The 22,607-nt window shown below is 69.6% G+C and carries 20 protein-coding genes; 10 read left to right on the top strand and 10 right to left on the bottom strand.

Translation table 11 applies throughout. The annotated features are described in order from the left end of the window. Positions 1-46: 46 nt before the first annotated feature. The 3 genes from AB0J64_RS20340 to AB0J64_RS20330 all read left to right on the top strand — a co-directional run bounded on the left by AB0J64_RS20340 (position 47) and on the right by AB0J64_RS20330 (position 3,001). Positions 47-1,216, top strand: coding sequence for an MFS transporter (locus AB0J64_RS20340; RefSeq protein ID WP_364028816.1), 1,170 nt, complete (start codon positions 47-49; stop codon positions 1,214-1,216). Beyond that, on the top strand, positions 1,206-2,558 hold the full coding sequence (locus AB0J64_RS20335; protein WP_364028814.1) for a M20/M25/M40 family metallo-hydrolase: 1,353 nt from the start codon (positions 1,206-1,208) through the stop codon (positions 2,556-2,558). The genes AB0J64_RS20340 and AB0J64_RS20335 overlap by 11 nt, the downstream gene beginning before the upstream one ends. 134 nt (positions 2,559-2,692) lie before the next feature. After that, positions 2,693-3,001 (top strand): hypothetical protein, encoded by a 309-nt coding sequence (locus AB0J64_RS20330; RefSeq protein ID WP_364028812.1) that lies wholly within the window; start codon positions 2,693-2,695, stop codon positions 2,999-3,001. A 126-nt stretch (positions 3,002-3,127) separates the two neighbouring features. Here AB0J64_RS20330 and AB0J64_RS20325 read toward each other — a convergent pair whose 3' ends face one another. The 3 genes from AB0J64_RS20325 to AB0J64_RS20315 all read right to left on the bottom strand — a co-directional run bounded on the left by AB0J64_RS20325 (position 3,128) and on the right by AB0J64_RS20315 (position 5,448). After that, on the bottom strand, positions 3,128-3,505 hold the full coding sequence (locus AB0J64_RS20325; RefSeq protein ID WP_364028810.1) for a hypothetical protein: 378 nt from the start codon (positions 3,503-3,505) through the stop codon (positions 3,128-3,130). A 571-nt stretch (positions 3,506-4,076) separates the two neighbouring features. Beyond that, on the bottom strand, positions 4,077-4,859 hold the full coding sequence (locus AB0J64_RS20320) for an alpha/beta hydrolase (protein WP_364028808.1): 783 nt from the start codon (positions 4,857-4,859) through the stop codon (positions 4,077-4,079). A 25-nt stretch (positions 4,860-4,884) separates the two neighbouring features. Next, positions 4,885-5,448 carry a permease gene (locus AB0J64_RS20315; protein ID WP_364028806.1) on the bottom strand — a complete coding sequence of 188 codons (564 nt, stop codon included), beginning with the start codon at positions 5,446-5,448 and terminating at the stop codon, positions 4,885-4,887. A 243-nt stretch (positions 5,449-5,691) separates the two neighbouring features. Here AB0J64_RS20315 and AB0J64_RS20310 point away from each other — a divergent pair, with 243 nt between their 5' ends. Both AB0J64_RS20310 and AB0J64_RS20305 read left to right on the top strand, forming a co-directional pair. Next, on the top strand, positions 5,692-8,394 hold the full coding sequence (locus tag AB0J64_RS20310) for a LuxR C-terminal-related transcriptional regulator (protein ID WP_364028804.1): 2,703 nt from the start codon (positions 5,692-5,694) through the stop codon (positions 8,392-8,394). Between the two features lie 265 nt (positions 8,395-8,659). Next, positions 8,660-9,403 carry an aminoglycoside phosphotransferase family protein gene (locus AB0J64_RS20305; RefSeq protein WP_364028802.1) on the top strand — a complete coding sequence of 248 codons (744 nt, stop codon included), beginning with the start codon at positions 8,660-8,662 and terminating at the stop codon, positions 9,401-9,403. A 19-nt stretch (positions 9,404-9,422) separates the two neighbouring features. On the opposite strand, the gene AB0J64_RS20300 is transcribed toward AB0J64_RS20305, so the two are convergent. Next, a complete protein-coding gene (locus AB0J64_RS20300) occupies positions 9,423-9,755 on the bottom strand; it encodes a hypothetical protein (RefSeq protein ID WP_364028800.1) in 333 nt (110 codons plus the stop codon). A 172-nt stretch (positions 9,756-9,927) separates the two neighbouring features. Here AB0J64_RS20300 and AB0J64_RS20295 point away from each other — a divergent pair, with 172 nt between their 5' ends. After that, positions 9,928-10,581 (top strand): class I SAM-dependent methyltransferase, encoded by a 654-nt coding sequence (locus AB0J64_RS20295; RefSeq protein ID WP_364028798.1) that lies wholly within the window; start codon positions 9,928-9,930, stop codon positions 10,579-10,581. A gap of 78 nt (positions 10,582-10,659) precedes the next feature. On the opposite strand, the gene AB0J64_RS20290 is transcribed toward AB0J64_RS20295, so the two are convergent. From AB0J64_RS20290 to kdpF, 6 genes are read right to left on the bottom strand one after another with little or no spacing between them, the layout of a single operon-like run. After that, positions 10,660-11,328 (bottom strand): response regulator, encoded by a 669-nt coding sequence (locus AB0J64_RS20290; protein ID WP_364028796.1) that lies wholly within the window; start codon positions 11,326-11,328, stop codon positions 10,660-10,662. A gap of 4 nt (positions 11,329-11,332) precedes the next feature. Next, positions 11,333-13,861: a DUF4118 domain-containing protein gene (locus AB0J64_RS20285; protein WP_364028794.1), complete on the bottom strand. Its 2,529-nt coding sequence runs from the start codon at positions 13,859-13,861 to the stop codon at positions 11,333-11,335. Position 13,862: 1 nt separating this feature from the next. Further along, on the bottom strand, positions 13,863-14,723 hold the full coding sequence (locus AB0J64_RS20280; RefSeq protein ID WP_364028792.1) for a potassium-transporting ATPase subunit C: 861 nt from the start codon (positions 14,721-14,723) through the stop codon (positions 13,863-13,865). Next, positions 14,724-16,847: a potassium-transporting ATPase subunit KdpB gene (gene kdpB / locus AB0J64_RS20275; RefSeq protein ID WP_364028790.1), complete on the bottom strand. Its 2,124-nt coding sequence runs from the start codon at positions 16,845-16,847 to the stop codon at positions 14,724-14,726. A 3-nt stretch (positions 16,848-16,850) separates the two neighbouring features. Then, positions 16,851-18,512 (bottom strand): potassium-transporting ATPase subunit KdpA, encoded by a 1,662-nt coding sequence (gene kdpA / locus AB0J64_RS20270; protein ID WP_364028788.1) that lies wholly within the window; start codon positions 18,510-18,512, stop codon positions 16,851-16,853. Then, on the bottom strand, positions 18,512-18,601 hold the full coding sequence (kdpF, locus tag AB0J64_RS20265; protein WP_344745511.1) for a K(+)-transporting ATPase subunit F: 90 nt from the start codon (positions 18,599-18,601) through the stop codon (positions 18,512-18,514). Before kdpF ends, kdpA begins: the two co-directional genes overlap by 1 nt. A gap of 367 nt (positions 18,602-18,968) precedes the next feature. Between kdpF and AB0J64_RS20260 the strand changes: the two genes are divergently transcribed. The 4 genes from AB0J64_RS20260 (at position 18,969) to AB0J64_RS20245 (ending at position 22,524) form a co-directional block, all read left to right on the top strand. Then, positions 18,969-19,475, top strand: a complete 507-nt coding sequence (locus AB0J64_RS20260; protein WP_364028786.1) for a cation:proton antiporter — start codon at positions 18,969-18,971, stop codon at positions 19,473-19,475. Between the two features lie 48 nt (positions 19,476-19,523). Further along, positions 19,524-20,156 (top strand): transposase, encoded by a 633-nt coding sequence (locus AB0J64_RS20255; RefSeq protein ID WP_364028784.1) that lies wholly within the window; start codon positions 19,524-19,526, stop codon positions 20,154-20,156. 184 nt (positions 20,157-20,340) lie between these two features. Continuing rightward, positions 20,341-21,765: a serine hydrolase domain-containing protein gene (locus tag AB0J64_RS20250; protein WP_364028782.1), complete on the top strand. Its 1,425-nt coding sequence runs from the start codon at positions 20,341-20,343 to the stop codon at positions 21,763-21,765. A 39-nt stretch (positions 21,766-21,804) separates the two neighbouring features. Beyond that, entirely contained in the window at positions 21,805-22,524 is a 720-nt protein-coding gene (locus AB0J64_RS20245; protein ID WP_364028780.1) for a MerR family transcriptional regulator, read from the top strand. Positions 22,525-22,607 lie beyond the last annotated feature (83 nt).

Genomic DNA, 22,607 nt, shown 5'->3' with positions numbered 1-22,607 from the left:
GCATTCGCCCGATGCGTCCGGCGGCCATCCTGGCGAGGCTGTCCCGGTGATTCAAACCGGTGCGCAACCGCTGCTCAGCCGTCCGATGGTCTTCCTGGGGGTGACCTCGCTCGCCTCGATGACCAGCTTCTACCTGCTCGTTCCGATCGTTCCGCTGTATGCGGCATCAGGCGGTTCGGGGAACATGGGCGCTGGGCTGTCCACCGGCGTCACCATGCTGGCGACCGTGCTCATGGAACTGGTCATGCCGAGGTTGCTGGCTCGGTACGGCTACCGCGTCAGCATGGCGCTGGGTGTCCTCCTCCTCGGCGTTCCCTCGGCCCTGCTGGTCCTGTCCGCTGCGTTGCCGGTGGTGCTGGCCACGAGCCTGGCGCGTGGAGCCGGCCTGGCCATCGTGGTCGTGGTGGGTCCCGCCCTGGTGGCCGAGCTGGCTCCGGCCGAGCGTCGGGGGGAGGCGCTGGGCGTGTACGGCGTGGCCGTCGGGATCCCCGCGATCCTGGGGCTGCCGATCGGCTTGTGGCTGGTTCCACTCGTCGGCCACGGACCGGTCTTCCTCGCGGGAACGGGGCTGGCGCTGCTCGCGCTCATCGGGATTCCCTGGCTGCCTCGAGAGGCGGCGCCGGTCGAGCAGCACGGGGGCGTCCTTCGCCCTCTGCGCCACGCCGCTCTCGCCCGGCCTGTCATCGCCTTCGCGATGATCACCCTGGCGGCCGGGGTGCTGCTGACGTTCCTGCCGCTGGCCGTCCCCGCCGGCTCGCCAGGGACCGCCGCGACGGCGCTGCTCGCACACTCCTGCGCGATGCCGCTCGCACGGTGGACGGCCGGCCGGTACGGCGACCGCCACGGCCAGTCCGTCCTGCTGGTGCCGGCGGTGATCGCCGCGGTCATCGGGATGGCCGGGATCGTCTGGCTCGACAACCCCTACACGGTGATCGCGGGGGCGGCGCTCTTCGGCGCCGGCTTCGGCGCCGCCCAGAACGTCACCCTCGTGCTGATGCTCGCGCGATCATCCTCCTCCGCGTTCGGCCAGGTGAGCGCGCTGTGGAACCTCGCCTACGACGGCGGGATGGGGATCGGCGCCGTCGGGTTCGGGCTCGTGGCCGGGCCCGCGGGGTATCCGGCGGGGTTCGCTTTGATCGTCGCGGTGCTGGCTCTCGCCCTGCTCCCCTCCTGGCTCGACACCCGATCGGAAAGGAAGATCGTCAATGAGCGATGACCTGCGGCGCGCCGTACAGAAGGTGCTGCCCGACGTACGAGCCGACCTCGAGGCCCTCATCCGCATCCCGTCGGTGAGCGCCGACCCGGCCGCGACCGAGGACCTGCGCCGCTGCGCGGAGCTGACGGCAGAGCTCTTCCGCGCCGGCGCCGCCCAGGAGGTGGAGATCCTGGACGACATCCCCGGCGGGCGGCCGGTGGTCCTCGCCCGTTGTCCCGCACCTCCCGGCCGTCCCACCGTGCTGCTGTACGCCCACTACGACGTGCAGCCCGCCGGCGACACAGCCCTGTGGTCGAGCAGCCCGTTCGAGCCACGCGAAAGCGGTGGGCGACTGTACGGCCGCGGATCCGCCGACGACAAGGCGGGAATCGCCACCCACCTGGCCGCGCTGCTCGCGCACAACGGGCGTCCGCCGGTCGGAGTCGTCGTCATCGTCGAGGGCGAGGAGGAAATCGGCTCCCCGACGCTCGGCGCCTTCCTCGACCGGCACCGTGACAAGCTCGCCGCCGACGTGATCGTGCTCGCCGACTCGGAGAACATCGACGTGGGCGTCCCCTCGTTCACCACCACGCTGCGCGGCATGGCCAACTGCGTCGTCGAGGTGCGGACGCTGGCGGAGAGCGTGCATTCCGGCACATACGGCGGGGCCGCTCCCGACGCGCTCACCGCACTGTGCCGCCTGCTCGCCACCCTGCACGACGAGGACGGCCACGTCGCGGTGGACAGCCTCGCCACCGGCCGCCCGCCGCAGGCGGACTACCCCGCCGAACGGTACCGGGCCGAGGCGGGCGTGCTCGACGGCGTCAGGCTGCTCGGCTCGGGCAGCGTCGCCGAACGAGTCTGGGCCGGACCCGCGGCGACCGTCCTGGCCATCGACGCACCCTCCGTGTCCGGAGCCGCCAACGCCCTCACCGCATCCGCCCGGGCCAAGGTGAGCCTGCGCATCGCGCCGGGCGACGACGCGGTACAGGCCCGCGCGGCCCTGGCCGGGCACCTGCGCGACCACGCACCCTGGGGCGCACAGGTGGAGGTCACCGAGGCGGAGATCGCGCAGCCGTACGCGGTCGACACCCGCGGCCCGGCCTTTGACGCGGCACGCCGCGCTTACCGACGGGCCTTCGGGCGCGACGTGGTCGACCTGGGAGGCGGCGGCGCCATCCCCTTCGTCGCGGAATTCGCCGCCGCATACCCGAACGCCGCCGTCCTCATCACCAGCCCCGGAGGCGATCCAGCCAGCCGCGCCCACAGCACCGACGAGAACCTGCACCTGGCCGACTTCGAACGCGCCTGCCTCGCCGAGGCGCTCCTGCTCGCCGAACTCGCGGACTGGCCGAGAACGTGACGAGCCCAGCGGCACCGCTTCCCCCGACGTGAGACATCTCGCGGAACTCCACCTCCGCGACCAGAACCATCCGCACGCTCGGCACCGGCCGGCCGCTGTTCTTACAATCCCTTCAACGGCCGGGTGGCGCGGACGTGGTAGAGCAGGTACGGCAGGTCGCCCTGGGACTCCACCTCGAATCCGGCGTCTGGGACCAGGGTGCCGAGCAGGTCTCGGGGGGCGAGCAGGTCTCGGGGGGCGAGCTCCTTGCCGCGGGCGCGCGAGCATCGGCCGCGCTCGACCTGCTGGTGGTCTGCGTGGTGGGCGCGTTCATGGGGCTGCTACGGGCGTGGCTGGACGGCGAGACCAGCGCCTCACCCGCCGAGCTGGACGCCGCTTTCCGCGCAGCCGTCGAGCCTGGTGTACGGGCCGTGCTGGCGTACGCGCCGATGACATTTGAGTGATCGGACCCGTCAGGGCATGGACCGGTCGGCCTCGAAAGCTGTGCCGCGGAGCGGCGGACGGTGGCTCCGAAGTCGCCCGCAACCCGCCGCTCGGCGGCGTCTCCGAAATGGCGCGCCGTGCTGTGATCAGCGCGCGAGGTTGGTGTTGATGTTGGTGTTGCTGATCACCGTTCGGATGGCACCGAAGTCGGCGTTCCGGTTGAAATTGAAGCTCCTGTTCTCGTGGAAGTCGAAGTTCCGGTTCCCGTGGAATCCGTCAAAGCGATGGAAGTGACGGAAGCGGTGGTGGAAGCAGGCGAAGCGATGGAATCGGTGGTGGTGGATTCGGCAGTGAGGAACCCAGGGGTCACCCCAACTGCTCCCCATGGACGTCCCCGCCGTCTGGACATAGGCCACGTTGGCTTGTGTGGACGCGGGGATCATCTGCGCTGATGCAGGCGAGCTCGTGAGCAGAGCTCCGGCCGATGCGACTATCGCGAGGCCGACAGAGGTCTCCTTCAGCACGTCGATCTCCTGTTTACTGGCCTTTCGGGCCGGGACTCGGCCATGTCATAGATGGCCGCCGGCCGCTGTGGTTTGGCGGTCGGTCTCAGCTCCGTCATGAACGGCGGGAGCGGTACCGACGATCTAGAACTCGATAACGTGGCCCTCAAGTGCCTGGCGGTGACGCCCCAGGTGTTGCGCAGATGTCTCGGACGGATCCTTGCCAGCCACGGGACCTTGGCGATCGTCGCTTCATTTGGGGCCAGCACACCTTCAGCCGGCCATAGGCGAGCTCCTGGTTCTCATGCGGGCGTGGTGTCGCGGCCGCAGGCTCGACAAACCGCCTGGAGCGGCCGGTTCCCGGAACACTGACCGCACGACGACCAGGCATACGCACATCTCAGCGCTGCCACACGATCTCGAGTGCCACGGCCCCGTTGATGAGAGTCGAGCCGCTACAGGCAATCACTTTTAGTACATCACTCGTAGCCCCGGGGCGACAAGGTGTTCCGTACAGCATGTGGTGGGGGGATCGAGCCGCTCCGTTCTGGCTCAGGATCTTCCAGAGGTCCAGTTCGAAGCCCAGACCCGGTCAGAAGACGTTCTTCAGGAAAGGCAGCAGGGCCTCGGCCGTACGCTCGGGGAACTCCGACATCGGGTAGTGGCCCGCGTCGTCGATCACGACGGCCTGCCCGCGCAGCAGTGACGCCTGGATCTGTGCCTCGGCCGCCGGATCGGGGAAGTCGGGGTCCTTGGCGCCCATGAGGACCAGGGCCGGGCAGCGGACGTGGCCGACGACGTGCTCGGCGTCGAGTTCGCGGTTGAGGAGCATGGTGCGCATCGCCTCGCGCCGTTGGGGGTCGCGCAGCATGGCCACGAGCTTGGCGCGGTGTTCGGTCAGGTCGGCGGGCTTGGCGGTGGGGTGCGCCGTGCCGTAGTAGAGGCCCCACAGCCGCGGGGAGGCGGCGATCAGTCTGAGGAGCGCGCGGATGGCGATGTTGAGGGGGATGGCTCTGATGAATCCGTCGATCGGGACGATGCCGGCCACCCGCTCGGGCGCCTGGGCGGCGGCCTGGACGATGCCGCCTCCGGCGTAGGAGTTGCCGAGCAGGACGGCCCCGGGCGCGTCCAGCTCCTCCAGCAGGGCCACGATGTCGCCGCCCACCGCAGCCTGGGAGTAGTCGTCCCATCCCGGCGACGACTCCCCGTGGCCGCGCAGGTCGGCCGTCACCACCCGGTAGCCCGCCTCCACCAGTCGCGGGCGCAGCGCCCGGTAGGCCTCGCGGGTGTCTCCCAGGCCGGGTACGCACACGACGAGCGGCCCTTCGCCGACGGAGTCGTAGGCCAGACGGCCGCCCGGTACGTCAACGAACACGTCAGCACCTTTCCTAACTGAGGACTCAACTGAGGACATCGACGGCGAGGCTTAGCACGAGCAGCAGCGCCATGACGCCACCGGCGACCATCGCGCGCCCGGTGATCGCGGCGCGCTCCCGTACCGAGCGGAAGTACAGGACCGCGCCGACCACCAGGAGCACCCCCTCCACCACGGCCGTGGCCCACGGGACCTGCCACAGTCCGAGGCCGAGCAGCGACAGGCCGCCGGCATTGCCGGGCAGCAAAGGGAGGTCTGCACGGTGGACGAGCAGGTCGAGCAGCCAGTGGCTGAACACCATCGCGCCCAGCACCCACCCGGCCTTGCGGCCCCACCGCCAGGCGGCGATGCCGCCGTACAGCGCCGACAGCAGCAACGCGCCCAGCAGTGAGTGGGTGTACTGGGCGTCGATCAACGCCTCACCGTACGTTCCCGGGGCGACGGCGTGGAAGGACTCGATCCCGCCCGCCAGGTACAGGACCACGAAGACCACGTCGAGGAACTGGGTGGCGAGCATGAGCGACCACAGCGGGACGCGCGGCTGGGCCGTCTTGACCGCGGCGGCCAGACCGAAGTGTCCGACGAACATTCAGCGTCCCTTCCTGGAGTTTGGCTCGGGGCTGCGGGTGGCCCAGTGGTCGAGCCACCCGCACAAACCGGCAAATAACAGCAGAAAGATCAGAAAATCCATACGTTTCTCCCTATGCCAGTGCGTCCATACGGACCGCGTCTTGCGATACGACGGTAGGGAGCGGGGGCGTCCGTCCGGTATCGGACGATTGTCTGGTGGGGCGTCTGATGCCCGTCCGGTCGGGGACGCTACCTTCTGATCGTGCTGTGGGGACGGAAGAGAGAGCAGGCGCAGATCGACGCGCTGATCGCGCAGGCCAGGAGTGGCCGGAGCGGGAGCCTGATCCTGCGGGGCGAGCCCGGCATCGGCAAGTCCGCGCTCCTCGACCATGCCGCCCGCTCGTCGGAGGGCATGCAGCCGCTGCGCGGTACCGGTATCGAGACTGAGGCCGAGCTGCCCTTCGCGGCGCTCCACCTGCTGCTGCGCCCGGCCCTGGACCGGATCGGCAGGCTTCCGGCGCCGCAGGCCAGGGCGCTGGAGGGTGCGTTCGGCCTGGCCACCGCTCCGGAGGACCGGTTCCTCATCGGCCTGGCCGCGCTGTCGCTGCTGACCGAGCTGGCCGAGGACGGCCCGCTGCTCTGCCTGGTCGACGACGCCCAGTGGATGGACCGGCCATCGGCCGAGGCGCTGCTGTTCGCGGCCCGGCGGCTGCACTCGGAGGGGATCGCGCTGCTGTTCGCGGCCAGGGACGCCTTCCACGCGCCCGGGGTGGCGGAGTTACAGCTCGAAGGGCTCGACCGGCATGCCGCGGGCGAGGTGCTGCGCGAGCACACGCCCGGCCTGGGCCCTGCCGTACGGGAGCGGATCCTCGCCGCGAGCGGCGGAAACCCGCTCGCCCTGCTCGAGCTGCCCCGGGTGCCCGAATCCCTGCGGCACGAGCAGGAACCGCTGCCGCTGCCGCGCCGGATCCAGGAGGCGTACGAGGCGCGGATCGCGGTCCTGCCGCCGGACACCCAGACAATGCTGCTGATCGCGGCCCTGGACGACGCCGGGGATCTCGACGTGGTCGTGCGCGCGGCAGGGAAGCTGGGGGTCGATGCCGCCGCCCTGGGCCCGGCCGAGCGCGCCGGTTTCGTGTCGGCCGACGGTGGGCGGCTGTCGTTCGGCCACCCGCTGATGCGTACGGCGGCGGCGCGGCGGGCGGCCTACGACGAGCGTCTGGCCGTGCACCGTGCCTTGGCCGAGGTGTTCGACGACGAACAGGACGCCGACCGCCGCGCCTGGCACCTGGCCGCCGCCGTGACGGGCCGCGACGAGGCGATCGCCGCCGCGCTGGAGCAGGCGGCGGGCCGCGCCCGCGAACGCGCGGGCCACGCCGCGGCCGCCGCCGCCCTGGAACGGGCGGCGCGGCTCACCCCCGGCCTGGCCGAACGTGCCCGGCGGCTGGCCCTGGCAGCCGAGGCCGCCGCCGACGCCGGCGCCCTGGAACACGCGCAGGTCCTGGCCGATCAGGCGCGGCGACTGGGCGACGACCCGCAGACCCTCGCCCGGCTGGCGGGCCTGCGCGGCCGGATCGCGTTCGACCGGGGTGCGGTGCACGACGCCCACCGGATCCTCCTCGACGGCGCCGCCTCCATCATCGATCTGGACCACAAGGGTGCGGCGCTCCTCCTGTTGGACGCGGTACGCAACGCGTGGTACCTCAGCGATCCGGCGGCCGTCGCCGAGTCCGCGGCGCGGCTGGCCGGCCTGCCTCTGACGCCGCAGGACGGGCTGGACGGGTTCGTCCGGGCGGCCCGCGCGATGGCCGACTTCCTGGCCGGCGACCTGGACCGGGCGCTGCCGCCGTTTCGCGATCTCATCGCCCTGGCCGTGACGATTCCTTCCGGCATGCCGGCCCTGCGGATCAGCATCTGCTCGCTCGCCGGGATCTCGGGGGACTTCGACAACGGGCTCTCCATCGCCCAGTCGGTGATCGAGGAATGCCGGGCCGATGGCGTGATCGGGCTGCTGCCGCTCGCCCAGGCGGTGCTCGCGGTCCACCAGATGTACCTCGGGCGCTTCCGCGACGCCGTCACGACCGCGGCCGAGGGACGCCGGCTCGCCATCGACATCGGCCAGACGCACCGCATCGCGCACTTCGAGAGCGTCATGGCCATGGTGGCCGCCGTCCAGGGCCGGGAGGAGGACTGCCGCGAGCTCGCCGAGCGCACGATCGCGCACATCAGCGCACATCCGGTGGCGACGATCGTCGGCTGGGCCGAGTGGGCGCTCGGCCTGCTGGATCTCGGTAAGGGCCGCTTCGAGGTCGCGCTGGAACGCTTCGAGGCCGCGGCCCGCGGGCCGCTCCGGCACCAGATCATGCCCTTCTACTTCGCTCCCGACCAGATCGAGGCCGCTGTACGGCTGGGCGTTCCCGACCGCGCCACCGGGCCGCTGGCCCGCTTCGAGTCCTGGGCGAGATCGGCCCGCCATCCGTGGGCGGACGCCGTACTGCACCGCTGCCGTGCCCTGCTCGCCCGCGACGACGCGGAGGCGGGGCGGCATTGGGAGCGGGCCGCACGGGCACACGCCGAGGCGAACCGGCCGTTCGAACGGGCCCGCACCGACCTGCTCTACGGCGAGTGGCTGCGCCGCGCCCGCCGTAAGAACGAGTCCCGGACCCGCCTGCGCGCCGCGCTGGAGACCTTCGAACGCGTCGGCGCCGGCCCATGGGCCGAGCGGGCGCGCGCCGAGCTGCGCGCGGCGGGCGAGACCGTGACCCAGGGCGCCCTCGATCTGGCCGCCTCACTCTCGCCCCAGGAGCTGCAGGTGGTACGCCTGGCGGCTACGGGGGTCACCAACCGGGAGATCGCCGCCCAGCTCTTCTTGAGCCCCAAGACCGTCAGCCACCACCTGTACCGGGCCTTTCCCAAGCTCGGCGTCACCACCCGCACCGAACTCGCCCGCCTCAACCTGGGCTGAACCGCCTGTTCCTCTCGGCGGTTGCCGACGGTGGCCGAAGCCCGCCGCAACCTGCCTGGTCGTCGGTCTTCGCTGCGGTGAGCCAGAGGGAGGGGAAGCTCCCGGCGTCCGATGGTTTCCGGGCGGCCCAGGGGCTTCGCCACGTGCGATCGTCCGGCAGAATGGCCGGATGTCTCATCCAGTCCCCGCTGACCTGCTGGAAATCGCTGAGGCACTTGTCCCCGACGCTCCTCTTGGCTCCGCACGCCTGGCCGAGCACGGGAATATGCACCACGTCGTGCTGTTCCCCGGCGTCGCCGCGGTGCGTATCAGCAAGCGCCCCGATGCCGCCGCCGAGTTGCCGCGCCGGGTCGAGATTCTTCGAGCCGTTGGGGCGGCCGGTCTGCCTTTCGCCGTGCCGGAGCCGCTGACTGCGGTGGCCACGTTCGGGGAACGCGCAGCCGTCGCGATTTCGTGGATCGACGGCGAAGGGCTACCGGAAGGCATCGGGGACCCTGCGGCGTTCGGCCTGCTCTTGGAGGCACTGCGCGAGGTTGATATCTCGCCGGAGCTCGAGGCCGTTCTCCACAGGCCGCGCCGTTATGCCGATGGCTTGGGATGGGCCGACATCCTGAACGACGAGATCATTCCGCGCCTGCCGACGAAGTGGCGTGACGGAGTTCGGCAGCGGCTGGACACGCTGCTGGCGCTCGAGGAGGTCCCGGCCCGGCTCGTCCACGGCGACCTCGGCGGCAGCAACGTCCACTTCGGCGAGGACGGCAAGCTGACCGGCGTCCTCGACTGGGACATGGCGATCCTGTCCGACCCGGCGATCGACGCGGCACTCGTCGCGACCTGGCACGGCTGGGACGTCCTCCGCGCCACCGACGAGAAGACCTACCGACGGGCCTGGGCCTGGAACGAAGCGGTCGGGGTCGGGCACCTCCACGCGGTGTTCGCCGGCAAACCCTTGTCGCACGTCGACGGTTTCGTCAGTTCCGTCCTCGCTTGGTTGGAGGAGCGCGGCTAGCGCCCGCCGAAGTCACAGATCATCTCTTCAGGTCCACAGCGACACCCGTATGGGCGATGCTCAGCGTCTTCGAAGGATCCGGAGAACGCACTTGAACACGGCACCGCGCGGTCACGACGTTCGTGGTGACAGTCAAACGATCAAATTGATGGCAAGAGATCACAGCGGAGAGGTGTGATCGCCGGTGGGGTTCTCCCGGCAACGCATCGGCAAGGACGGTAAGCCCCGCTTCGCCGCCGTCTACCACGACATCCCGGCCGCGGCGGCCCTCGCCCAACATCGCGTACGTCTTGCCCACCCCGGGCGCCGCACCCACGTAGACCCTCAGCCGGCGGCCACGCGTTCGGTTCATCGGTCACTCCCGCCGGTACGTCTCACACCTCAGGCTACGACGGGTGGTATGTCCCGACCTCGGCATCATGGACGCGTATGAATTCTGGCCAAAGCCGTCAGAATTGCGTAGAAGCGGGGCCTGCCTGGAGCCGTGCGGCCCGATAGTGGGGTGGTGGTCCTCAGGAGGAGACATGGCAGCGCGCATGGGTGATCTCGTCGAACCGCCGGATACCGGGCGACACTTCACCGAGGGCATGGAGCAGTTCCACCATCCGCGACCAGTGTGCAGCGGATCGGAGCCGTCGCCGCAGCGCCGGCGGCTGCTGGCCGGGTTGAGCGGGCGGGTGCTGGAGATCGGGGCAGGCGACGGGGTGAAACTCACCTGCTACCCGGAGAGCGTGGACGAGATCGTGCTGGTGGAGCCGGACCCGTTCCTGCGGGCGGCGGCGAAGCGTATCGCCGAGCATCTCTCGACCCCGGTCCGGATCCTTGACGGAGATCTGCGGCACCTGCCGGTCGAGGATGCGTCCTGTCAGGCCGTCGTGTGCTCGCTGGTGTTGTGCTGCGCGGCACGCGTTCAGGAGACGTTGCGGGAGGTACGGCGAATCCTCGTACCTGACGGTGAGCTGCGTTTCTACGAGCACCAACGCTCGGGCAATCCAGCGGTGACGCTGCTGGAGAGCCTGGCGGCCCCGCTCTGGTCGCGTGCTGCCGGGGGTTGCCGCCCCAGCCGTGACACCCTGGCGGCCATTCGGGAGGCGGGGTTCGTCATCGAGAATCTGGACCGGTTCGCGTTCCGCCACTTCGACCACATTCTCGGCGTAGCAAGGCTCAGCACCGGATAGGTGGCCTTGAAGGTGTCCGCCAGGATAGCCGCGAAACCGCAGCCCGCCACTGTCCTGAACCAAGCCGGCGCCGGAGTGTCATGGTGTGAAGCGGTAGCCCATGCCAGGCTCAGTGATCAAGTGCAGCGGGCGGGCGGGATCGCGTTCGAACTTCTTGCGCAGCTGGGCCATGTACTGGCGCAGGTAGTGGGTCTCCTTGACGTGCTTGCTGCCCCACACCTCGGTCAGCAGGTAGCGCTGGGGAATGAGCTTGCCCGGGTTGCGCAGCAGGATCTCCAGGATGTGCCATTCGGTGGGGGTGAGCCGCATGCCCCCTGACACGGTCTTGCCGACCAGGTCGACCGTGTGGTCGCCGAGTTGGATGCTTGCCAGCTCGGCCTCCTGGAAGGCGGCGCGGCGGGAGACTGCGCGGATGCGGGCGAGGAACTCTTCGATGCTGAACGGTTTCGTCACGTAGTCGTCGGCGCCGGCGTCCAGGGCGTCGATCTTGTCCTGGTTCCCGGCCCGGCCGGACAGGACGACGATGGGCATCCGGGTCCAGCCGCGCAGTCCGTGGATGACGTCGACGCCGTCGATGTCGGGCAGTCCGAGATCCAGTACGACGAGGTCGGGGTGCCAATCGGCGGCTTCGCGCAGGGCGGAGGCGCCGTCGGCTGCGACGGCGACCTCATAGTGGCGGGCGGCCAGGTTGATGCGCAGCGCGCGCAGGATCTGCGGTTCGTCGTCGACGACGAGGATCTTGGTCATGGTGTCACCGCCTGGACGAGATGGGCATTTGGACGATCATGGTGAGACCTCCCCCTGGTGTCTCTTCGGGTACGAGCGTGCCGCCCATGGCCTCGGTCAATCCCCGCGAGAGCGCGAGTCCCAGGCCCACGCCGGTGCCGTTGTCGCGGTCGCCGAGCCGCTGGAACGGCTGGAAGACCCGGTCGTGGGCCTCGGGCGGGATGCCGGGCCCGCGATCGATGACGCGGATCTCGACCTGGTCGTCGTGCCAGCTGGCGGTGATGAGCACCTTCTGGTCGGGCGGGCTGTAGCGGATGGCGTTGGCCATGAGGTTGACCAGGACGCGCTCCAGCAGGGCGGGGTCGGCGACGATCTCGGGCAGGTCGATGGAGATGTCGCCTTCGATGCGGTCGCGTAGCGGGCCGAGGTCGTCGATGGCCCGGGGGACGACTTCTTCCAAGGCGAGGGGTTGAAGGGAGAGGCCGAGCACGCCGGCTTGCAGGCGGCTCATGTCGAGCAGGTTCTCCACCAGCCGGTCGAGGCGGGTCAGCGATTCCTGGGCGGTGTCGAGCAGTTCGTCGCGATCCTGGGGCGACCAGTCGATGTCGGGACTGCGCAGGCTCTCGACGGAGGCCTTGGCGGCTGCCAGCGGGGTACGCAGGTCGTGGCTGACGGCGGCGAGCAGGGCGGTGCGCATCTTGTCGGCCTCGGCCAGGGGCTTGGCCTGTTCGGCCTCCTCCTGCAGGCGTTCCTGCCGCAGTGCGACGGCGGCTTCGGCGGCGAACGCCTCCAGCACGCGCCGGTCGCTGGCGTCCAGCAGCCGGCCGCGGGCGGCGAGCACGAGCGTGTCGTTGATCTGTACGTCGGTGTCGGCGATGGCGGGAGCAGTACACGGGGTCGCACCGGAGGTCGCGACGATCCGCCAGGCGCCGGGCTCGGACTGGTCGTCGGTGGTGGGCTCGCCGAGGCGTTCGAGCAGAGTGACCGAGTCCAGCCCGAACGTCTCGCGCAGGCGGGCGAGCAGCGACGGCAGTGCCGCCTCGCCGCGCAGCACGTGTCCGGCCAGGGTGGACAGCGCCTCGGCGTCGGCGCGGGCGCGGGCCGCCTCTCTGGTACGGCGGGCCGCCAGGTCCACGATCGTGCTCACCGCGGCGGCCACCAGGACAAAAACGATCAGTGCGAGCAGGTTCTCCGGATCGGAGATCGTAAGTTGCCCGACGGGCGGGGTGAAGTACCAGTTGAGCAGCAGCGACCCGGCGACAGCTGCGGTGAAGGCGGGCCAGGTGCCGCCGATGAGGGCGACGCCGACGACCAGGCAGAGGAACAGCAGGATCTCGCTGGGCAGCGAGAGCACGTCGCGGAAGGGGAGCAGGGCGGCGGTCAGCAGCGGCAGACCGGCCAGGGCGACGGCCCAGCCAATGAGGCGGCGCTTTCGGTTGAGCGCCGCGCGGGAGCGTTCCGGGTGCTTGCGGCCCTTCTTCGCCTCCTCGTGAGTGACAAGGTGCACGTCGATGGAGCCGGACAGGGCGGTGGTCTCCACCCCGACACCGCGGGAGAAGATCTGCGCGAAGCGGCCTCTTCTCGATGCGCCGAGTACGAGCTGGGTGGCGTTGACACCGCGGGCGAAGTCGAGCAGGCCCCTGGGAATGTCATCGCCGACGACCTGGTGGTAGGTGCCGCCCAGGTCCTCCACCAGCGAGCGCTGGCGGGCCAGGTTGGCGGGATCGGCGCCGGCCAGCCCGTCGGAGCTGGTGACGTGGACGGCCAGCAGGTCGGCGCCCTTGCTACGGGCGGCGATGCGAGCGGCCCGGCGTACCAGCGTGTCGCCTTCCGGACCGCCGGTCAGCGCGACCACCACCCGCTCGCGGGACTCCCAGGTGGCGGAGATACCGTGCTCGGTCCGGTAGCTGTCGAGCTGCTCGTCCACCTTGCCCGCGACCCAGAGCAGGGCCAGCTCACGCAGCGCGGTGAGGTTGCCGACGCGGAAGTAGTTCGACAGCGCCGCGTCGACCTTTTCCGGGGCGTAGACGTTGCCGTGGGCCATGCGGCGTCGCAGGGCCTCCGGGGACATGTCGACGAGCTCGATCTGGTTCGCGCGGCGGACCACCTCGTCGGGGACGGTCTCGCGTTGCGGGATGCCGGTGATCTGCTGGACAACGTCGTTGACGGACTCCAGGTGCTGGATGTTGACCGTGGAGACGACGTCGATGCCGGCGTCGAGGATCTCGTCGATGTCCTGCCAGCGCTTGACGTTGCGCGAGCCCGGCACGTTGGTGTGGGCCAGCTCGTCGATCAGCGCCACCCTCGGCTTGCACTCGATGACGGCGTCCACGTCCAGCTCGGTGAAGGTGGCCCCGCGGTAGACCAGCGTCTTGCGCGGGATCACCTCCATGTCCTCCAGGAGGGCGGCGGTGCGAGGGCGGCCGTGGGTCTCGACGAAGCCCACGACCACGTCCCGGCCGCGCTCCCTGGCGCGGCGGCCCTCGCCGAGCATCGCGTACGTCTTGCCGACCCCGGGCGCGGCGCCCAGGTAGACCCTCAGCCGCCCGCGCATGTCACCTCCCGTCGAGTGCCAGGTTGAGTTCGAGCACGTTGACGGCGGGCTCGCCCATGAAGCCGAGCGCCCGGCCGGTGGTGTGCTCGTCGATCAGCGTCTTGACCTTGTCGAGGGGCAGGCCGCGCTCCTTGGCGACGCGGGGGGCCTGGAGATCGGCGTAGGCCACCGAAATGTGCGGGTCGAGACCAGAACCGCTCGCGGTGACCGCGTCGGCGGGCACGGCGGGCGTGCCCGCGTCGCCTCTGACCGGGACGGTCCGGCCGGCCGCGTAGTCCTCGCCCGGCTTGGCGCACTCCACCTTCAGGCCCTGATACTCCGTCACGAAGGGAGTGACGGGGCAGGCCTGGTTCACGCTGACTGCCCGGTCGGGGAAGACTTTGAGCACCGCGCCGACCCCGTCCGGCGTGCAGTACGGGCGGGCGCCGCTGACGCTCTCCAGCGCGCCGACCGCCTTGGAGCGGGCGCACACCTGGGTGAGCAGCGACTGCTTGCCTTCGTCCGGGTTGCCTTCCTCGTCCTTGGCGCCGGGCACCGGCAACACGTCGATGATGTCCTCGGGGCCGAGGTTGCTGGCGCTGGTGGAGGTCGGGTCGTAGCCGTCGCCGGCGGCCGAGGGGCGGGACTGGAAGTACTTCCTGACCGGGTTGCCGTCGGCGTCGGTGAAGGACTGTCCGATCAGCGCGCTGCCGACGGTCTCGCCGTCCTTTCCGATCGGCGAGCCGTTGGCCTTGCCGTTGAGCAGCGCCTGGGCCACGCCGGTGGCGACTAGGGGGTAGATGATGCCGGTGACCACCGTGAGCACGAGCAGCGCGCGGAGCGCGGCGACGTGCTGGCGGATCCAGCTGGGCATGCGGTCCATTTATGACATCCCCGGAAGGAACTGAATCAGCAGGTCGATGAGCTTGATGCCGATGAACGGGACGATGATCCCGCCCAGGCCATACAGGTAGAGGTTGCGGGACAGCAGCTTGGAGGCGCTGGAGGGCCGGTAGCGCACGCCGCGCAGGGCCAGGGGGATCAGCGCGATGATGACCAGTGCGTTGAAGATCACTGCGGCCAGGGTCGCCGACTGCGGGCTGGCCAGGCGCATGATGTTCAGGGCGTCCAGGCCGGGGTAGACCGCCGCGAACATCGCGGGGATGATCGCGAAGTACTTGGCGATGTCGTTGGCGATGGAGAACGTGGTCAGCGCGCCCCGGGTGATGAGCAACTGCTTGCCGATCTCGACGATCTCGATGAGCTTGGTCGGGTTGGAGTCCAGGTCGACCATGTTCCCGGCCTCCTTGGCGGCCGAGGTGCCGGTGTTCATCGCCACCCCGACATCGGACTGGGCCAGCGCGGGGGCGTCGTTGGTGCCGTCGCCGGTCATCGCGACCAGCCGTCCGCCTTCCTGCTCCTTCTTGATGAGCGCCAGCTTGTCCTCGGGGGTGGCCTCGGCGAGGAAGTCGTCCACCCCGGCCTCGTCCGCGATGGCCTTGGCGGTCAACGGGTTGTCACCGGTGATCATGACGGTGCGGATGCCCATCCGGCGCATCTCGTCGAAGCGTTCGCGCATGCCCTCCTTGACCACGTCCTTGAGGTGGATGACACCCAGCACGCGGCCCTTCTCGGCGACGACCAGCGGGGTGCCGCCGGAGCCGGAGATGCCGTCCACGATGTGCCCCACCTGGTCGGTGGGGTGGGCGCCGGCATCGCGTACCCACTTCATCACGGCGGTGGCCGCGCCCTTGCGGACCTCCCACCCGTCCAGATTCACCCCTGACATCCGGGTCTGAGCGGTGAACGGCACCCATTCGGCGTGTGCCAGCTCGCCCGGCTGGCGTTCGCGCAGCCCGTAGGCCTTCTTGGCGAACACCACGATCGAGCGGCCCTCCGGGGTCTCGTCGGCCAGACTGGACAGCTGGGCCGCCTGAGCCAGCTCCGCCTCACTCACCCCGGGCACGGGCACGAATTCGGCCGCCTGCCGGTTGCCCAGGGTGATGGTGCCGGTCTTGTCGAGCAGCAGTGTGGACACGTCCCCGGCGGCCTCGACCGCGCGCCCGGACATGGCCAGGACGTTGCGCTGGACGAGGCGGTCCATGCCCGCGATGCCGATGGCCGACAGCAGCGCGCCGATCGTGGTCGGGATCAGGCAGACGATCAACGAGACCAGCACGATGCCGGTGACGCCGTCGGAGGTGAGCGCGAGTGAGTCCGCCACGCCGGGGTTGATGGACTTGGAGTAGATGGCCAGCGGCTGCATGGTCGCGGTGGCGACCAGGAAGATGATCGTCAACGCGGCCAGCAGGATGTTGAGCGCGATCTCGTTCGGGGTCTTCTGCCGGTTCGCGCCCTCCACCAGGGCGATCATGCGATCCACGAAGCCTTCGCCGGGCTTCTGCGTGATCTGGACGATGATCTGGTCGGACAGCACCTTGGTGCCGCCGGTCACCGCCGATCGGTCGCCTCCCGACTCGCGGATCACGGGGGCGGACTCGCCGGTGATGGCGGACTCGTCCACCGACGCGATGCCTTCGATGACGTCGCCGTCACCGGGGATGATCTCTCCCGCCTCGACGATCACGAAGTCGCCCTGCTGGAGCTCGCTCGCGCCGATCACGTCCCACTGGCCGTGGTCGTCGCGGCTCTTGAGGCGGCGGGCGGTGGTGTCGCGTTTGGCCGCGCGGAGCGTGGCGGCCTGGGCCTTGCCACGGCCTTCCGCGACGGCCTCGGCCAGGTTGGCGAAGATCACGGTGAGCCAGAGCCAGACCACGATGGCCCAGGCGAACCAGGACGGAGTGAGGATCGCGAGCACAGTGGTGAAGACCGCACCGATCTCGACGATGAACATGACCGGGTTGCGCCACAGGTTCACCGGGTTGAGCTTCCGCAGCGCGTCCGGCAGCGACCTGATCATCTGCTTGGGGTCAAGCAGGCCGCCACCGACCCTCCCACCCTTGGGGGCGGGGGAGTGGCCCGGTGCGTGCAATGTCTGCGTGGACATGTTCTAGCGAAGTCCTTCTGCGAGGGGGCCGAGCGCCAGCGCCGGGAGGAAGGTGAGGGCGACCAGGATGATGGTCACGCCGACGACCAGGCCGACGAACTGCGGCCGGTAGGTCGGGAGAGTGCCGGCGGAGGCGGGCACGGGCGCCTGCTGGGCCAGCGAGCCGGCCAGCGCCAGCGCCAGCACGATCGGCAGGAAACGGCCGAAGGCCATGCACAGGCCGAGCGTCGTGTTGTGGAACGGGGTGTTCACGCTGACGCCGGCGAAGGCCGAGCCGTTGTTGTTGGAGGCGCTGGTGTAGGCGTACAGGATCTCAGAAAGGCCGTGCGGGCCGGTGTTCAGCATGGCCGCGCGGCCGGTGGCGGTGGCCATCGCCGCGGCCGTGCCGACCAGCACCAGCACCGGCGTGACCAGGAAGTACAGCGAGGCCAGCTTGATCTCGCGGGCGCCGATCTTCTTGCCCAGGTACTCGGGGGTACGGCCGACCATCAGGCCGGCCACGAACACCGTGATCACGGCCAGGATCAGGATGCCGTACAGGCCCGCGCCGACGCCGCCGGGCGCCACCTCGCCCAGCAGCATGTTGAAGATCAGCATGCCGCCGCCGACGGCGGTGTAGGAGTCGTGGAAGGAGTTCACCGAGCCGGTGCTGGTGAGGGTGGTGGCGGTGGCGAACATGCCGGAGTTCGAGGTGCCGAAGCGCACGTCGCGGCCCTCCATCGCCGCTCCGACGGCCTGCGGTACGGTGCCGCCCGCGGACAGCTCGGCCCACTGGGTGACGCCGATGCTGATGATCGCGATGATCGCCATCACGCTCACGATGGCGTAGCCCTGCCGGTTGTCGCCCACCATGCGCCCGAACGTGCGCGGCAGGCAGGAGGCGATGACCAGCAGCAGGAAGATCTCCAGCCAGTTCGTCCACGACGTGGGGTTCTCGAACGGGTGGGCCGAGTTGACGTTGAAGATGCCGCCGCCGTTCGTGCCCAGGTCCTTGATGGCCTCCTGGGAGGCGGCCGCGGCCGGGGTGAAGGTCTGCTCGCCGCCGATCAGGGTCGTCCACGTGCTGTGGCCGGCGAACGTCTGGATCGCGCCGCCCGCCACCAGCAGCAGGGCGGCCACCAAGGCGATGGGCAGCAGGATGCGGAGGGTGCCGCGGACCAGGTCCACCCAGAAGTTGCCGAGCGTGTCGGTCCTGCTGCGGGCGAACCCGCGTACCAGGGCGATGGCCACCGCCATGCCGACCGCCGCGGAGACGAAGTTCTGCACGGCCAGGCCCGCGGTCTGCACCACGTGGCCCATGGCCGACTCGCCGGAGTAGGCCTGCCAGTTGGTGTTGGTGACGAAGCTGACCGCGGTGTTCCAGGCCAGCGCCGGCTCGACCGGCTTCATCCCCAGGGACAGGAACAGGTGGTTCTGCAGCCGCTGCAGGCCGTACAGGAACAGGACCGACAGCACCGAGAACGCCAGCACGCTCCGGGCGTAGACGCCCCACCGCTGCTCGCCGTCGGGGTTGACGCCCAGCAGCCGGTAGATCAGGCGTTCGACGCCGGAATGCCTGGTGCCGGCGTAGACGCGGTACATGTAGTCGCCCAGCGGCTTGTAGCACAGGGCGAGGGCGAGCAGGAGTGAGGCGATGAACAGGATCCCGGCCAGGGTCGATGACATCAGAACCGCTCCGGGAACAGCAGGGCCGCGACCATGAAGATCACCAGGCCGGCGACCACGACGAGACCCACGGCGTTGACGGCGCTCACAGCCGCTCCACCGCCTTGACGACCAGCCCCAGGATCGCGAAGACCGCGATCGTCAGGGCGACGAAGATGACGTCAGCCATCCCCACTCCTCAATCTGGACAGGTTGGTTCGGCCACACCTTTGGCTGGGGCGGCTCCAAAGCAAGCAAATCTCGGGATTTGCGGCGTTTTGTCGTTCTTGACGGGTTCCATACGGCGAGCGCCGGAATATTGACGCCATCTCTACGCGCCACCGCCCCCAGGCGTCTGCGCCCCTGCCCGTAACGCTCTTTGACAGCCTCACTGCGCGGGCTGTCCTTCAGGTACGGTTTGCCGTGGTGCGCCGGGAAGTCTGGTCGGCATTCGTTGCGGGTAGCCGAGGAGACGTGGTGCAGAGCGTACAGGTGGTGCTTTTTCTGGTTGCCTTGGCGACCGTGGTGGCCACCTTCGCCGACCGGATCAGCGTGCCCGCGCCGTCGCTGCTGGTCGTGGCCGGCCTCGGGGTGGGGCTACTGCCGTTCTCGGAGCAGATCCACGTTACTCCCGAGATCGTCAGCCTGGTGGTGCTGCCGCCGCTGCTGTACGCGGCCGGCGAGGAGCTGTCCTGGCCGGAGCTCAAACGCCTGTGGCGGCCGGTGTCGCTGCTCGCGGTGGGGCTGGTGCTCGCCTCCGCCGCCGCGGTCGGCTTTCTGACGGCCTGGCTCACTCCGCTGCCGCTGTCCCTGGGCTTCGTGCTCGGAGCGGTGCTGTCCAGCACTGACAGAGATGATGTAGGTGAGCACCTCCCACCGGGTTTGACTCAAGCTCTGACTGACCTCGGGTCTTCAACGGGATCTGTCGGCCTCGGCGGGAGGTGCTCACCTGCACTTACCGGACTGGCGCCTGTGACCTCATAGGAGCCTGGCCAGAGGCCCCTTCTCTGTCTTGTCCACGCTGCCCGGCCGGTGCGTGCCGCCCTGCCCATCGGTCAACAGCACAGGACGACGATGCACTCCATTACACCCGAAGACCCAGCGATCAACGAAGTCGCCGGCGGAGTCGACACCCACCAAGACACCCACACCGCAGCCGTCATCGACACGGTCGGCCGGGTCCTGGGCAGCGAGCAGTTCACCGCCACCAGCACCGGATACGCCGCGCTGCTGACCTGGATGCAGTCGTTCGGCACGGTGACGGTCGTGGGCATCGAAGGCACCGGCGCTTACGGAGCCGGACTGGCCCGCCACCTGCGCCGGCAGGGGATCACCCTGGCCGAAGTCGACCGGCCAGACCGCAAGACCCGCCGCTTCCAGGGCAAGTCTGACCCGATCGACGCCATCGCCGCCGCCAAAGCCGCACTCGCCGGCGACCGCACCGGCACCCCCAAGCAACGCGACGGCCGGGTGGAAGCGCTGCGCTGCCTGCGCATCGCCCGCCGCTCGGCCGTCGACCAGCGCGCGACCGCCCAGCGTCAGATCAAGACCCTGATCGTCACCGCCCCCGAAAACCTGCGGGCGCGCACGCTCGACCCGGCGTCGGTACCGCCTGATGCGGGCGGATGCGCGCCGCGCGCCCATTCTTGCCGCGCGGCTGCATGAGCGTACCCGAGGCTTCTCAAATAGGGCGCGCTGACCGAAGGGTCTTCACGATGAACCCATGGGTCTTCAGGTGCCGATCGGCGGTGCTGTCGTCAGCGTTCGCGTTCACGACCGAAGAAGCTCACCGATTTTCCGTCCTCCGGGCTTGACCCTGCCCCAAGGGCAAGGTTCGACGATGCTCTGCATGAACAACAACGCACTGCACACCGTCGAAGCCCAGATCCGCGAGCAGGCCGCCGCCTACTGCGAGTCCAACAACGTCCCCGGGTTCGTCGCCGGTGTCCACCACGCCGGCGAGCAGATCGTCGTCGCCCACGGCACCGCGAACGTCGCCACCGGCGCACCGATGCGCGAAGACACCGGATTCCTCTTCGGCTCCGTCACCAAGGTCCTGACTACCACGCTGGTCCTGCGGCAGGTCGAACGCGGACTGCTGGACCTCGACGCGCCGGTGGTGACGTACCTTCCCGAATTCGCCCTGACCGCGCCGGGCGCGGCGGACAAGATCCTGGTCCGGCACCTGATCTCCCACACCAACGGCATCGACGCTGACCTGTTCTTCCCCGACGACAAGGGCCGCGACGCCCTGAAGAGCTACGTCCACGGCCTCGCGAGCGGCTGCGGCAGCCTGTTCGAACCCGGCGAGCAGCTCAGCTACTCCAACGGCGGCATGATCGTCGCGGGTCGCCTGCTGGAAGTGGTCACCGGCATGCCCTTCCCCGAACTGCTCGAGCGTGATCTCTATGCACCCGTCGGCATGAAGAACTCCAGCACCTCAGCCGAGCAGGCCATCCTGCGCAGCACGGCTGTCGGCCACTTCCTGGACCTCGACACCATGGCGGCCAAGCCCACACGCATGTTCATGCTGCCCGACACCTGGGGGCCGGCCGGCGGCACGCCGATCGGCACCATCGCCGACCTGCTCGCCTTCGGACGCACCCACCTCGCGGGCGGGGTGTCCCCCTCCGGCACGCGCGTCCTGTCAGCCGAGTCCGTCGCGCTGATGCAGCAGCTCTGGCACGACATGGCGACACCGAACGTCCCGCCGATGGGTCTGGGCTGGGTACGGTACCCGTTCGGCGACACCACCGTCCTGGCCATGTCCGGCGCCTCGCCCGGCGGCGTGTCCATCCTGTGCGTCGTACCCGAACACGACCTGGTCTTCACCGCCTACGGCAACAACCCGGGGGCGATCATGCTGCAGGACCAGATCCTGCAGCATCTCCTGAGCGAGCATCTCGGCGTCCAGATCCCCACTCTGATCACCGAAGTGGAACAGGACGTCGACCTCACCCCGTACGTGGGCACCTACCGCTCCAACCAGCTCCGCATCGAGGCCAGCATCGTCGACGGTCAGCTCGAGGAGCGGACGACCTACGAACCGGCGGACGAATCGCAGGAGCGGATCTTCACCGAGTTCGCCGGCGGCATGACCTCCGCCCCGCCGCAGCGCTACGTGCCCATCCGTCCCGGCCTTTTCGCACCCGCCGGATACCCGCTGGAGACGTTCAACGGATACCTGCGACTGCTGCTGGTCTCCTACCACGACCTCCGCGACGGCCAGGCGCGCTTCCGCAACGGCGGCGGCCGCCTGACCCGACGGGCCTGACCGTAACCGAACGACCTACCGGGTGGAAGGATGTCCAACATGCTCACGATCGGGCAGCTCGCGGAGTACGCCGGAGTGACCAGCAAAGCCATCCGCCACTATCACGAGCGCGGTCTGCTCCCTGAGCCAGACCGCGACTCCTCCGGCTACCGGCGCTACACCGCCAAAGACGCCATCGACCTCGTCAAGATCAGGACCCTGGCCCATGCGGGCGTGCCACTGGCCCGCATCAAAGACCTCCTTGACGCCGACCCGGACGCGCTCACGGCAGCCATCTCCGAGATCGACCACAACCTCCAAGACCGCATCGCGCAGCTGCAGCGAACCCGCGATCAACTCGCCCAGCTGCGCGGCGACGACCGGCTCTTCGTCTCCCCGGAGGTCGCCGACTATCTCGACGACTTGCGCCAACTCGGCGTCAGCGAGCGCCAGATACACCTGGAACGCGACGGCTGGATCCTCATGCAAACAGCCTCACCCGAGGACGCCCGCCTATGGATCGCCGAAAAACGCGAGCTCATGACCGATCCCGAGTTCCACGCCCTCTACCTCGAACACGACGCCGCCTACGACTGGTCACCGAACGATCCCCGCCTGCCCGACCTCGCGGACCGTACCCGGAACTGGTTCACCAACCACCACAGCCGATCCGAGACCCGCCCCGTCCACAACCCGACGATCGCGCGCTTGGCCGCGCAATCCCAGCCCGGAGCCTCATCCCCGGCCTGGGATCGCCTGGCCCAACTCATGGAAGGCTGACCTCGAATTCGGCGTGCTGATCGGTTGGAAGCAGCTGATCTCCGGTGGATCCGATCTCGCTCTGACCGGCCGAGGACTTACCG

It is taken from the genome of Nonomuraea sp. NPDC049695, from assembly GCF_040674955.1.
Taxonomy (GTDB): domain Bacteria; phylum Actinomycetota; class Actinomycetes; order Streptosporangiales; family Streptosporangiaceae; genus Nonomuraea; species Nonomuraea helvata.
Note: the sequence above shows the minus strand (reverse complement) of the source record. Positions and strands in the feature narration are given on the sequence as shown.

What these genes read in the sequence shown, in the direction of transcription:
- AB0J64_RS20335 (WP_364028814.1), top strand. Translation starts at nt 1,206, where the DNA reads ATGAGCGATGACCTGCGGCGCGCCGTACAGAAGGTGCTGCCCGACGTA.
- AB0J64_RS20315 (WP_364028806.1), bottom strand. Translation starts at nt 5,448, where the DNA reads ATGTTCGTCGGACACTTCGGTCTGGCCGCCGCGGTCAAGACGGCCCAG.
- AB0J64_RS20305 (WP_364028802.1), top strand. Translation starts at nt 8,660, where the DNA reads ATGCACCACGTCGTGCTGTTCCCCGGCGTCGCCGCGGTGCGTATCAGC.
- AB0J64_RS20300 (WP_364028800.1), bottom strand. Translation starts at nt 9,755, where the DNA reads ATGAACCGAACGCGTGGCCGCCGGCTGAGGGTCTACGTGGGTGCGGCG.
- AB0J64_RS20295 (WP_364028798.1), top strand. Translation starts at nt 9,928, where the DNA reads ATGGCAGCGCGCATGGGTGATCTCGTCGAACCGCCGGATACCGGGCGA.
- AB0J64_RS20290 (WP_364028796.1), bottom strand. Translation starts at nt 11,328, where the DNA reads ATGACCAAGATCCTCGTCGTCGACGACGAACCGCAGATCCTGCGCGCG.
- AB0J64_RS20285 (WP_364028794.1), bottom strand. Translation starts at nt 13,861, where the DNA reads ATGCGCGGGCGGCTGAGGGTCTACCTGGGCGCCGCGCCCGGGGTCGGC.
- AB0J64_RS20280 (WP_364028792.1), bottom strand. Translation starts at nt 14,723, where the DNA reads ATGGACCGCATGCCCAGCTGGATCCGCCAGCACGTCGCCGCGCTCCGC.
- kdpB (WP_364028790.1), bottom strand. Translation starts at nt 16,847, where the DNA reads ATGTCCACGCAGACATTGCACGCACCGGGCCACTCCCCCGCCCCCAAG.
- kdpA (WP_364028788.1), bottom strand. Translation starts at nt 18,512, where the DNA reads ATGTCATCGACCCTGGCCGGGATCCTGTTCATCGCCTCACTCCTGCTC.
- AB0J64_RS20250 (WP_364028782.1), top strand. Translation starts at nt 20,341, where the DNA reads ATGAACAACAACGCACTGCACACCGTCGAAGCCCAGATCCGCGAGCAG.
- AB0J64_RS20245 (WP_364028780.1), top strand. Translation starts at nt 21,805, where the DNA reads ATGCTCACGATCGGGCAGCTCGCGGAGTACGCCGGAGTGACCAGCAAA.